The sequence below is a fragment of the Longimicrobiaceae bacterium genome, assembly GCA_035696245.1.
GTDB lineage: Bacteria > Gemmatimonadota > Gemmatimonadetes > Longimicrobiales > Longimicrobiaceae > DASRQW01.
The window spans coordinates 1-12,019 of sequence record DASRQW010000002.1 but is presented as its reverse complement, the minus strand read 5'-3'; the positions used below and the strand labels follow the sequence as shown (position 1 = coordinate 12,019).

The window sequence follows — 12,019 nt, the reverse complement described above, 5'->3', positions numbered from 1 at the left end:
GGCCAGCCCATCGCCGTCCAGGTTGTCCACGGCGAAGTGCTGGCAGAGCTCCTGGATCACGTGCTGCCGCGTCTGCTCCAGAGGGACGGGCGTGGTGGCGTCTGCCATGGGGCGGGCTCGGGGTCGGCTGGAGGTTGCGCGAGGGGGCGCGTGTCGGCGGCGCCACGACTGAAGCTAGATACGGCTCCCCGCGGCAGCAAGCGTAGCACCGCGGCGGAACCGGGCATGCGTGTTGCACTCCGGCCGTGCGTCTGGTCCATCGTTTTCCCAGCCCCACGGAGCTTCCCATGCGCGCACGCACCCTGCTGGTCATCCCGGCGCTCGCCGCGGCCTTCGCCGCCGCCGCATGCACGGTGGAGAAGAAGGAGGACGGGGAGATGCCGAAGGTGGAGGGCGGCAAGGCCCCAGAGTACGACGTGAAGCCGGCCGACGTGAACGTGCGCCAGGACACGCACACGGTGGTCACCCCCGCGGTGGAGGTCACCCCGCAAAGCGACGGCACCAAGAAGCCCTGAACCATTGCCGGCCCCCCGCGCACCGTGCGGCGGGTCGGCCTCATCGAATCAAGAGAGAGAGCGGAGCGGGAATGCGAGCTCGGACGTGGACGACGGCGGGTGCCGTGGCGGCGTGCGTGGCGCTGGGCGCCTGCAAGGGCACCGGCGGCGCTGGCAAGACGGCGGATGCCGGCACTGCGGACTCTGCGGCGGCGGGCGTCCCGGCGCTTCCGCCGCCGGACACGCTGGCCAAGGGCGTGACGGTGGATACGCAGCGGATGGACTCCACGCTGCTCCAGAGCATGGAGCCGGGCGAGGACGAAGGCTCCTGAGCCGGCGCTGACCACGCGCGCCCGCCTGGCCGGAGCGCACGAGGTCTGCATCTACGGGGATGACGACGATCCAGCCGCGGCCGGGCGCTTCTGCCACCGGCCGCGGCTTCGTCGTGTCCGGAGTCGATCGACGTCGCGCATCTGCCTGTAGTCGGATAGGCACAGGACGACGAGGTGTCCACGCTTGATCTGGAACACCCATCGCGAGATGCGGGGTGGTGGGTTCGAATCCGCGTGGCAACGACAGTTGGTGCGCGAAGGGTGGAACGGCGCATGCGGTCACGCGACGGCCGTCCGCCGCGGGGATGCGGCGGCGAACGCGGCGCATCATCTCACTCGCACCACCGGACCGGAGCAGCCCATGAGCGGTGTCAAGCTGGCCATCGTCTACTACAGCACCTACGGAACCAACCACCAGATGGCCGAGGTGGCTGCCGAAGCCGCGCGCGAGGCCGGCGCCGAGGTGCGTGTCGTGAAGGCGCGCGAGACCGCGCCCGAAGGCGTGGTGAACGGGCAGGACGCCTGGCGCGCCCAGGCCGAGCGCACCGCCCACGTGCCCGAGGCCACGCCCGACGACATGGTGTGGGCCGACGCGTACCTGTTCAGCTCGCCCACGCGCTACGGCGGCGCCGCCAGCCAGGTCCGCGCGTTCATCGACACGCTGGGGCCGGTGTGGCAGCAGGGTCTGCTGGCGAACAAGGCGGCGAGCGCCATGACCAGCGCCATGAACCCGCACGGCGGCCAGGAGACCACGCTCCAGACGCTCTACTACACCTTCATGCACTGGGGCGCGGTGATCGTGGCGCCGGGCTACACCGACCCGGTGATCTACGCCAGCGGCGGCAACCCGTACGGCACCAGCGTCACGGCGGGCACCACCGGCCTCAGCGACGAGTCCAAGGCGTCCATCCGCCACCAGGCCAAGCGCCTCGTGGAGATCGCCGCCAAGCTCAAGAGCTGACGCCGGATCGTCCGCATCTCCCTCCGCCGCGGGAAGATGGATGGGCGGAGGTGATCGGTTCGGTAGATGCGAATCATCGCAGCCGCGGGCACCACGCTCGCGGCTGCGTTTGCGTGTGGGCTGGATTCCTACAGCGCCTGCATCCAACGATTCCGCCGATGTGCGAGCGGCGGTGGAGGATCGTCGCGGTATCCTTGCATCAGCGCGGCGGAGAGTTGCGGATGCGATAAATCGCACCCCTACAAGGGGTTAGGATGGCGATGCCGGCAGGTTGGGCGCGCGAGGACGTGCGGGACTGCGGCGAGTGTAGGCAGATGCGGGGCGGGGGCGTAGTTTGCTTGCGATGAACGGATGGGCCGATCCACGGGACGGGAGACGGGGGAGAGATGGCGCACGATGCGGACGTGATCATCGTGGGGGCGGGGCTGGCGGGGCTCGTGGCCGCGGCGGAGCTGGCGGATGCGGGACGGCGCGTGATCGTGCTGGAGCAGGAGCCCGAGGCGTCGCTGGGCGGGCAGGCGTTCTGGTCGTTCGGCGGGCTCTTCCTGGTCGATTCGCCGGAGCAGCGGCGGATGGGGATCCGCGACTCACGCGACCTGGCGCTGTCCGACTGGATGGGCTCCGCAGGCTTCGACCGCGAGGAAGATGCGTGGCCGCGCCGCTGGGCCGAGGCGTACGTGGAGTTCGCCGCGGGCGAGAAGCGCGCGTGGCTGCACGAGCGGGGCGTCCGCTTCTTCCCCGTGGTGGGCTGGGCCGAGCGCGGCGGCTACCTGGCGACCGGCCACGGCAACTCCGTGCCGCGGTTCCACGTGACGTGGGGCACCGGGCCCGGCGTGGTGGACCCGTTCGTCCGCCGCGCACGCGAGGCGCAGGCAAGCGGCCGCGTGGAGCTGCGCTTCCGCCACCGCGTGGACGGGCTGACGGTGACGAACGGCGCGGTGGACGGCGTCCACGGCACCGTCCTGGAGCCGAGCACGGCCGAACGCGGCAAGTCCAGCTCGCGCACGGCCGTGGGCGAGTTCGCGCTACGGGCGCAGGCGGTGATCGTCACGTCCGGCGGCATCGGCGGCAACCACGAGCTGGTGCGCCGCAACTGGCCCCGGCGCATGGGCGAGCCGCCCAAGACGATGATCAGCGGTGTGCCGGAGCATGTGGACGGGCGCATGCTGGGCATCAGCGAGGCGGCGGGCGCGAGCCTCATCAACCGTGACCGCATGTGGCACTACACGGAGGGCATCCGCAACTGGGATCCCGTCTGGCCCATGCACGGCATCCGCATCCTCCCGGGCCCCTCGTCGCTGTGGCTGGACGCGCGCGGGCGCCGCCTTCCGCCGCCACTCTTCCCCGGCTTCGACACGCTGGGCACGCTGGAGCACATTGCCAAGACGGGCTACGACCACACCTGGTTCATCCTCACGCAGAAGATCATCGAGAAGGAGTTCGCGCTCTCCGGCTCCGAGCAGAACCCCGACCTCACGGGCAAGAGCGTGCGCAAGGTGCTGGGCCGCGTGCTCCCCGGCGCCCCCGGCCCGGTGGAGGCGTTCAAGCGCAACGGCGCGGACTTCGTGGTCGAGCGCACCCTGCCCGAGCTGGTGCGGCGGATGAACGAGATGACCGGCGAGCCGCTGCTCGACCCGGCCGCCGTGGAGGCGGAGATCGTGGCGCGCGACCGGCAGATCGACAACCCTTTCGGGAAGGATGCGCAGATCACCGCCATCCGCGGCGCGCGCGCGTACCGCGGCGACCGGCTGATCCGCGTCGCCACGCCGCACCGGCTGCTCGATCCCAAGGCGGGGCCGCTCATCGCCGTGCGCCTCGCCATCCTCACCCGCAAGACGCTGGGCGGGCTGGAGACGGACCTCTCCGCCCGAGTGCTGCGGGCGGACGGACAGCCGCTGCCGGGCCTGTACGCCGCGGGCGAGGTCGCCGGCTTCGGCGGCGGGGGGATGCACGGCTACCGCGCGCTGGAGGGCACCTTCCTGGGCGGCTGCATCTTCTCCGGCCGCGCCGCCGGCCGTGCCGCCGCGCAGGCGGTGGGGTGAGGATCGGGGAGAAACATCCCTCGGCTCCTCCATCGCCGAGCTCAGCCTCGACCCGCTCTCATCTTCCGCACACGGAGGTACTGATGGGCGCTCTCGACGGACTTGCGGCATGCGCCGGGACGTGGCGCGGGACCAGCACCTTGCAGGATCCGGAGAGGATCCTGCCGGACGAATCCGCGTCCACTGCCACGGTGACGCCGGTGCTGGACGGGCGGTTCGTGCGGGTGGACTACACGTGGAGCTACGCGGGAGATGCGAAGGAGGGGTCGATGCTCATCGGCCACGAGCGGAAGGAGGGCGTGGTCACGGCGCATTGGATCGACGGCTTCCACATGAGCGACAAGGTGATGGCGCTCCGCGGCCCCGCATCTTCCGAATCCGCAACGCTGTCCGTCACGGGCTCGTACCCCGCGCCGCCGGGGCCGGACTGGGGATGGAGGATCGAGATCACGCCGGATTCGGACGCCGGCTCGCTGCGCATCGTCATGTTCAACATCTGGCCCGGCGATGGCCGGGAGGACCTGGCGGTGGAGGCGAAATATCGGCGGGAGTGAGGACGGAGAGGCCCCCTCCCCGGGACTCGCTTAGGCTCGCCCGACCCTCCCCCAAAACTGCCTGGGGGAGGGTTTGCGTTTTCGAGTTTTGGCGACCGTCAGAGTAGCCGGGATTTCGTCGGCGGAGGCGGGGCCAGGGCGTGGCAGCGCGCTACTTCTCGGGGCGGCGGGCGGGGAGCCAGAGGGTGAAGGTGCTGCCGGTGCCGGGCTCGCTCTCGACGGAGAGGTCGCCGCCCATGCCGCGGGCCAGGTCGCGGCTGATGGCGAGGCCCAGGCCCACGCCCTGCTGGCTCTCGGCGGTGAGGTGGCGGTCCACCTGCACGAAGGGGTCGAAGATGCGCGACTGCTGCTCCGGCGCGATGCCGCGGCCGGTGTCGCGCACCCGGATGCTCACGCCGCCCCGCTCGGGCTGGCAGCTCACCGTGATGGTGCCGCCGGGTTCGGTGAACTTGATGGCGTTGGTGGCCAGGTTCAGCAGCACCTGCCGCGTCTTCTCCACGTCCGCCCAGGCGGTGGAGGACGGCGGGGTCGCGGGCGACTCATAGCGCAGGCCGCGCTGCGCGACCTGCGGCGTGACCAGCGCCTCCAGGTCGGCCAGGAGCGAGGCGACGCCCACCTCCTCCATCTGGTACCGGAGCTGGCCCGCCTCGATCTTGGCGAAGTTCAGGATGTCGTTGATGAGCGACAGCAGGTGCTGGCCGCTGCGGCGCATGCGCTCCACGTCGCTGCGCATGCCTGGGGCGAGCTCGCCGCGCACACCCATGAGCATCAGGTCGGCGTAGCCGGCGATGGCGTTGAGCGGGGTGCGCAGCTCGTGGCTCATGTTGGCCAGGAACTCGGCCTTGGCGCGGTTGGCGCTCTCGGCCATCTCCCGCCCGCGCACCTGGTCGGTGACGTCGATGACCACCACGGAGATGGCGTAGACCTCGCCCGCGTCGTCGCGCAGGGGCACGTAGTTGAAGTTGAGCACGCGCTCCTCGGGCTCGCACTCGGGCTTGCGGCGGAAGGTGAGGCGCGCCTCGTCGGCCACGAACACCTCGCCCCTCTCGTACACGTTCGCCAGGATCTCGTAGATCCCCTGCCCCTCCAGGTCGGGGAATGCCTGCCGGATGTCCAGCCCCAGCAGCGCGCGCCCGCCCACCAGCGCCGTGTACGTGGGGTTCGCCAGGGTGAAGACGTGCTCCCGGCCCTCCAGCACGGCGATGCCCACGGGCGCCTGCTGGAAGGTGCGCGTCAGGTGCTCGCGGGCGCGCTCGGCTTCCTGGCGCGCGGCCTCGACCTGCCGGCGGGCGCGCACCTGGGCGGTCACGTCCACCGCCACGCTCGCCACCGCGTACACGTCACCGCCGGCTCCCTCGCGCAGCGGCTGGTAGCCGATGTCGAAGAAGTACTCCTCGGGGGTGCCGTCGAAGTCGCGGTCCAGCATGACGCGGCGCCCGGGGGCGGAGAAGGGCACCCCGGTCTCGTACACGCGATGGATCGTCTCCATCAGTCCCTGGCCCTCCAGCTCCGGGAAGACCTCCCGCAGGGGCAGCCCCCGCACCTGCCGCCCGCCGCCGGGCGTCTGCGCATACAGCGGGCTGACGATGGTGTACACGTGGTCCGGGCCCTCCATCACCGCCACGGGCACGGGCGCCTGCTCCAGCACGTTGCGGAAGCGCGCCTCGCTGGTGCGGAGCGCGGCGTTGGCCTCGTCGAGCGCCTCGGCCTGCACCTCCAGCTCGGCGGCGTTCTCCTGGAGCTGCTGGTTCATGCGCTCCAGCTCCGACTGCTGCTCGGCGAGCCGCGCGTTGCTCTCCTCCAGCACCCGGCGCGCTTCTTCGAGCGCCAGGTTGGTTTCGCGCAGCTCCTCGTTGGACTGCTCCAGCTCCTCGGCCATGGCCTGCGCCTCTTCCATCTGCACCGACAGCTCCTCGGCGTTCGCCTCGGCGTCGGCGCGGGCGCGACGGAGGGCGGCCTCGTCCTCGTTGCGCTCGGTCACGTCCTGCACCGTCCCGATCAGGCGCACGGCGCGCCGCTCGCCCCCGCCGTCCACCTCGAAGAGCATGCGGCCCGCGGCGGCGGCCCAGCGCCGGGTGCCGTCGGGGCGCTGCACCCGATACTCCGCGTGGTAGCGCCCGTCGCCCGTGGGGTTCGCCGCGGCCATCAGCGCGGCAGCCACGCCCGCCGCGTCCTCCGGGTGGATGCGCGTGCCCAGGATCTCGATGCGGTCCAGCGGATCGCCGCTCCCGAAGCCGAACAACTCGCGCACGCGGGCGTCGAAGCTGGCCTTGTCGGTCGCCAGGTCCCACTCCCAGGTGCCCATCAGCGCGGCGTCTACCGCCAGCCGGTGCCGCGCCTCGCTCTCGGCCAGCTCGGCCTGTAGGCGGCGGGCGGTGACCTGGCGGGTGGTGTCGAACAGGCTGACCAGCACGCCCGCGGGCCGGCCGTCCTCGTCCGGCACCGGGCTGTACGAGATGGTGATGTACACGTCGTCGGGCGCGGCGCCGGGACCCTGCCGCTCCAGCCGGTAGAGCTGGTCCTCGAAGGCCACCGTCTCGCCCTGCATGACACGGCGGTAGATGGGCTCGTTGAAGCCCCACGCCTCCGGCCAGCACTCTCGCGTGGGGATGCCCAAGCCCCACGGGTGCTTCACGCCCAGGAAGGGCACGTAGCCGTCGTTGTAGACCTGCACCAGCTCCGGCCCCCACAGCAGGACGTTCGGGAAGGCCGACCCCAGCACCGTCCCCGCCGCGGTGCGCAGGCTCTGCGGCCAGGCCTCCACCGCACCCAGCGGGGTGGCGGCCCAGTCCGTGGCGCGGCACCGCGCGCGCATCTCCCCGGGCCCGGCGAAGAGCCGCGCCGCGCCTTCCATCTCGCCCGTATTCGTCATCTACGCCGCGCCTCTTCCATCCAATATCGTTCACGACCTCCGGCGCCGCGCGGGCGCCGAGGTGATCCATCTCCAGAAATCGATTGTACCTGCACGTCCTGCTGCGCCTCCCTGCTCAGCCAGTTTCGGGCCGCTATCGCCGGCAGGCAAACATACGGCGGGGAAGCGGCCGCTTCCGAGGGGATGGAAGATGCGGAGCACTCGGCGCGCGAGCCGGTAGCCGGAGCCGGGCGCAGATCAGAGACGCCCGAAAATCCCGCATCGCCGTGGGGCTCATCCTCCGCGGGAAACGTTTGTAGATTCCGATTCGGCGTCAGTTACCTTCAACGCCCGTCCGCGTCGCCACCTCGGTCAAGTTCGCGGCCGTGAGCGCGGTCGGCGGCTTCACGTGCGCACTCTCCACCGCGGGCGCTATCTACTGCTGGGGGAACAGCGACAGCGGCGACCTGGGCGACGGCTCTCCCATCCCTGGATTCATTCGTGATACGCCCAGCGTATCGCCGAGCCGCCTATCTGAGCGGCCGGGGCGGCGAAACTGCGTGGAGATGTACGAAGGGTCCAGTCTCCTGTAGAGCGCTGGACCCTTCCTCATGCCATCGGATTCCTCTGGGAAGTCAGGGCTCCCGATCGATGTCCGCCGCATCGGGATCCGGCTCTTCCGGTTCGACGGCCGGGGGATACGACGGGAGCCGCCACAGGCGTCCGAACACTGCGTAGTACAGCGCCGGTGCACCCCAGACGATGTACCCGAGCAGCGCATTCCGGGGATTCGCCTGCCCCCGCGGGGCGTGGATGTCGAACGGGATACGGGAGCAGCAGATCTCGTAGGCGAGATACCATCCGTAGGCCAGGGCGACGGCGGCGGCGAGCGCCCGGCCCACCCAGTGGAAGCGCCGCCTGTCGTAGAGCACGAGCACGAAAGCCAGTGCCGCCACGCTGAGGCCGCCCACCAGCAGCGCTTGGCCAGCAGTGTACGGCCCCGCGGCGAGCAGGAACGGCATCCACACCGCGAATCCGATCAGGAACGGAGACAGGGCCCAGAACAGGAACGAACGGCCGGAGAATGCGGAGCGGAGAGACATTGCGGGGCTATGGGACGAGGGTTCGCGGGGAAGTGAGCCGGAGGATAGACGCTGCGCCGGATCGGGTCAAGCTCGACCGCCCGAGATGCCGGAACGGAGGCGCGCATCACCCGTGGGCTGCCCAAAACCCTGGGTCGAGGGATACGATGTCGAACGAACAAAAACGCGAGCCGCCCGCAGGTGCGAGGCGGCTCGCGCGTCTTCACCCTCTTCACCCGCTACTTCCAGCGCAGCTCCCATTCGCAGAAGGCGTCGCCTTCCACGGCGCAGCGGACGTGACGGACGGAGGCCTGCACGCCGCCGGCAAGCTCGATGGACCGCAGCAGGCCGCCCGTCTGCCGGCGGCAGAAGAGGGTGTCGCCGGGGTCGAAGCCCACCAGGCGCAGGATGGCGCGGCCGGGCTCCTCCTCCACCACCTGCATGTCGCCGGGCTGGTAGTAGAGCTGGAAGAGCGAGACGCCCTGTGTGAGGAACTCCAGCGGCGAGGACTTGAGCAGGATGCCGCGGTACATCTGCACGCCCATCGACTCGATGGAGAAGGCTCCGGAGCGCTCGGCCCAGCGCGGGTCGTCGGGCCCCAGCTCGTCGTCGGCGGCGCGCCAGAGGGCGAGGAGGAGCGGCCACGGCAGCTCGTCGGTGGCGGCGGCGGCGCGGATGCGGTCGCGGTCGGCGGGCTCCAGGCGCGCGAGGACCTGCCCCGCCACGGCGGCGCCGAACTGCGCCTCCACGAAGGCGAGGGTGGACCGGAGCGTGGAGCCCTTGGCGAGCTGCACCGATTCGAGCGTGGCGGTCATGGTTCCGCGGGGGTGAGGGCCAGGGCGCGGCGGTCGGGCTTGCCGCTGCCCAGCCGGGGGATCTCGGGGAGGAAGACGACGGAGCGGGGCACCTTGTAGCCGGCCAGCCGCGCGCGCGCGTGCATGAGCACCTGGTCCGGCGCGGGCGCGGCGTCGGCGCGGGCGACCACGAAGGCGCGGCCCACCTCGCCCCAGCGCGCGTCTGGCACGCCGACGACCACGGCTTCGGCGACGCCGGGGCAGTCGGCCAGCACGGCCTCCACCTCGCCCGGGAAGACGTTCTCGCCGCCTGAGATGTACATCTCCTTCCGCCGTCCGCAGATGGAGTATGCGCCATCCGCGTCCTTCCGCGCCAGGTCGCCGGTGCGCAGCCAGCCGCCGGGCGCCATCGCCTCGGCAGTGCGGGCGGGGTCGCGGAGGTAGCCGGCGAAGAGCTGCGGGCCGCGAAGGAGAAGCTCGCCGGGCTCGTCCACGCCCGCATCGGTGCCGTCCTCGCGCTCCAGGCGCATCTCCAGGAACGGCACGGGGCGGCCCACGCTGCCGGGGCGCCGCAGCGCTTCCTCGTCGGTGATGGCGAAGCAGTTGGGGCCGCACTCGGTGAGGCCGTACCCCTCGTGGAAGCGGTAGCCCGCGGCGCGCGTGCGCTCGGCGAGCGCGGCGGGGCACGGCGCGCCGCCGGAGACGAAGGTGCGCAGCGCAGGCAGCGGGCGGCCCCAGCCGGGGCGCTCGGCCAGCATCAGCAGCTGGGTGGGGACGGTGAGGGCAGTGGTGCAGCCCTCGTCGGCCATCATCTCCAGGAACCCGTCGGGGTCGAAGCCGTCGAGGAGGACCACCGTGCCACCGCGGTGCCAGAGCGGGGTGGCGAAGACGTTCCAGCCGCCGGTGTGGAAGAGCGGCGTGGAGACCGGCGCCACGTCGGCCGCGCCCAGCTCCCACGCGGTGGTGGTCGCGACAGCATTGTAGAAGATCTGGCGGTGCGGGAGCACGGCGCCTTTCGGACGCCCGGTGCTGCCGGAGGTGTAGAGGATGAGGTGCGCGTCTTCAGGCGCGACTTCCACGTCGGCGGCGGTGGGGCCGCCGCGGGCGAGGAGCGCGGGCGCCTCGGCGTCGAGGTCGATCCAGCGCGGGACCGCATCTCCCGCGCTTTCGGCCAGGCAGCGGAAGCGCGATTCGCCGAAGACGACGGCGGGGACCGCGTCTTCAAGGATCGGGGCCAGCTCGGCGGCGGAGAGACGCCAGTTCAGCGGCAGCAGCGCGGCACCCACGCGGCCGCACGCGAAGAACAGCTCGATCACCTCGCGCCGGTTCCCTGCGAGCGCCGCGACGATGTCGCCGCGGCCGATGTGCATCCCCCGAAGCACTGCGGCCCAGCGGTCGGCGCTCGCGTCCAGCTCCGGGTACGTCAGCCGGTCGCCGCGCGTGCGATCCACCAGCGCGATGCGGTCCCCGGCGAGGTGGCGCCAGAAGCGCAGCGGATCGGGGCGGGTCGGGAAGAGGGGAGCGCCGGTCATCGAACGTCTCTCGGCCGACGCACCGCCGGGGGTATGAAACCCCCGGCTTCGTACTGCGGTCGTCCTGCGGACGAGGTTCCGCGCGGCTTCGGCGCTGGTGCGTCCACGCGAGATGGGTGCAGATGGGCGAGCATGGGAGAACGGGCGCTCACTTGGCTTCGCGGCCGAGGAAGAAGCGCATCATCTCGCGGCTGGCGTCGGGGCCGATGGGCGAGGTGTAGGTGCCGTCCGCGGAGCCGCCGGACCAGGCGTGGCCCAGGCCGTGGACGACGATCTGCTCGATGGCCGGGCGTCCGTCCGCGCCGTCGACCCAGCGGCGGGTGAAGGTCGTGGTGCCGGCCGATGCGCTGTCGGCGTGCTCGGTCGCGTTGCCGCCGAGCGCGTCGGCCCACTGGCGGTACAGCTCGGCGCCGTTGGCGGGACGGACGACGGCGTCGGCTTCGCCGTGGATGACGAGCAGGCGGGGCAGAGGCCCGGCGGGAAGCGCGGCGCGGAGTCGCGCGGGGTCGCCCAAGCCGTGCTGCATCGCGCCCAGGGCCTCCTGCACGCCCCCCGCGGCGCGGTACGCGATGGACGAGTGCGCGCCCACGGCGGCAAACATCCGCGGGTAGCTGGCGGCCACGTTCACCGCCATCGCCCCGCCCGCCGAGACGCCGGCGATGAAGACGCGCGCCGCATCGACCTTGTACCGTTCCATCACCTGCTGCGTGATGCCGGCGATCACGCCGGGCTCGCCGCTGCCGGCGGCCTGGTGCGCGGGGTCGTACCATGTCCAGCACTTCTGGATCTGCGCGGCGGCGGGCTGCTCGGGCCAGGCCACGATCACGCCCGCCTCTTCGGCCAGCGCGTTCATGCGCGTGCCGCGGGCGAAGTCGTCGGGGTCCTGCGTGCAGCCGTGCAGCATCACCAGCAGCGGCGCGGGGTGGTGCGCGTCGTAGCTGGAGGGGATGAACAGCTTGTAGCGCCGCGTGCCGGCCGGGCCCGCGTACTCCGCCCACTCGAAGCTGGAGCCGCCCGCGTGCGCCTGCACGGTTACGGGCGATTCGGGCGCGGGGGTGACCGCGGGGGGCGGGATCGTGGGGATGGACATCGGTGCGCTCACGGCGTCGTTGTGTGGATGCGGATTACGTGCATCCGCGTTCATTTCGTCACGTTCCTGCCTGCGGTTTCGCAGTTCCGAGCGTCGCGGATGCGATGAATCGCACCCCTGATATGGAAGGGCTCGCGTCAAGGCCGGGGACTGCGAAGTCCAGAGCCTGACTATGCCGAGAGGGTGGGCTGACGAGGCTGCTTCGACGATGGATCCTCCTGATATACGCCGGTTAGGTCTCGCGACCCAGAGCGGCAAGAGAATAATCCACCTGGAGCAGGCTCGTT

10 protein-coding genes are annotated in these 12,019 nt (G+C 71.5%); 5 read left to right on the top strand and 5 right to left on the bottom strand.

The window, feature by feature from the left end:
- The first annotated feature begins 287 nt into the window (after positions 1-287).
- The 5 genes from VFE05_00080 (at position 288) to VFE05_00060 (ending at position 4,383) form a co-directional block, all read left to right on the top strand.
- On the top strand, positions 288-515 hold the full coding sequence (locus tag VFE05_00080; protein ID HET6228437.1) for a hypothetical protein: 228 nt from the start codon (positions 288-290) through the stop codon (positions 513-515).
- A 71-nt stretch (positions 516-586) separates the two neighbouring features.
- Positions 587-826 (top strand): hypothetical protein, encoded by a 240-nt coding sequence (locus VFE05_00075; GenBank protein ID HET6228436.1) that lies wholly within the window; start codon positions 587-589, stop codon positions 824-826.
- A 361-nt stretch (positions 827-1,187) separates the two neighbouring features.
- A complete protein-coding gene (gene wrbA / locus VFE05_00070) occupies positions 1,188-1,787 on the top strand; it encodes an NAD(P)H:quinone oxidoreductase (GenBank protein HET6228435.1) in 600 nt (199 codons plus the stop codon).
- A gap of 386 nt (positions 1,788-2,173) precedes the next feature.
- Positions 2,174-3,829 carry an FAD-binding dehydrogenase gene (locus tag VFE05_00065; protein HET6228434.1) on the top strand — a complete coding sequence of 552 codons (1,656 nt, stop codon included), beginning with the start codon at positions 2,174-2,176 and terminating at the stop codon, positions 3,827-3,829.
- 83 nt (positions 3,830-3,912) lie between these two features.
- A complete protein-coding gene (locus tag VFE05_00060) occupies positions 3,913-4,383 on the top strand; it encodes a DUF1579 family protein (GenBank protein HET6228433.1) in 471 nt (156 codons plus the stop codon).
- Between the two features lie 151 nt (positions 4,384-4,534).
- On the opposite strand, the gene VFE05_00055 is transcribed toward VFE05_00060, so the two are convergent.
- The 5 genes from VFE05_00055 to VFE05_00035 form a co-directional block, all read right to left on the bottom strand.
- On the bottom strand, positions 4,535-7,255 hold the full coding sequence (locus VFE05_00055; GenBank protein HET6228432.1) for an ATP-binding protein: 2,721 nt from the start codon (positions 7,253-7,255) through the stop codon (positions 4,535-4,537).
- Positions 7,256-7,869: 614 nt separating this feature from the next.
- A complete protein-coding gene (locus tag VFE05_00050; GenBank protein ID HET6228431.1) occupies positions 7,870-8,256 on the bottom strand; it encodes a hypothetical protein in 387 nt (128 codons plus the stop codon).
- A gap of 299 nt (positions 8,257-8,555) precedes the next feature.
- Positions 8,556-9,131, bottom strand: coding sequence for a hypothetical protein (locus VFE05_00045; protein HET6228430.1), 576 nt, complete (start codon positions 9,129-9,131; stop codon positions 8,556-8,558).
- Positions 9,128-10,642 (bottom strand): AMP-binding protein, encoded by a 1,515-nt coding sequence (locus tag VFE05_00040; GenBank protein HET6228429.1) that lies wholly within the window; start codon positions 10,640-10,642, stop codon positions 9,128-9,130. The genes VFE05_00045 and VFE05_00040 overlap by 4 nt, the downstream gene beginning before the upstream one ends.
- 148 nt (positions 10,643-10,790) lie before the next feature.
- Positions 10,791-11,732 (bottom strand): PHB depolymerase family esterase, encoded by a 942-nt coding sequence (locus VFE05_00035; GenBank protein HET6228428.1) that lies wholly within the window; start codon positions 11,730-11,732, stop codon positions 10,791-10,793.
- Positions 11,733-12,019 lie beyond the last annotated feature (287 nt).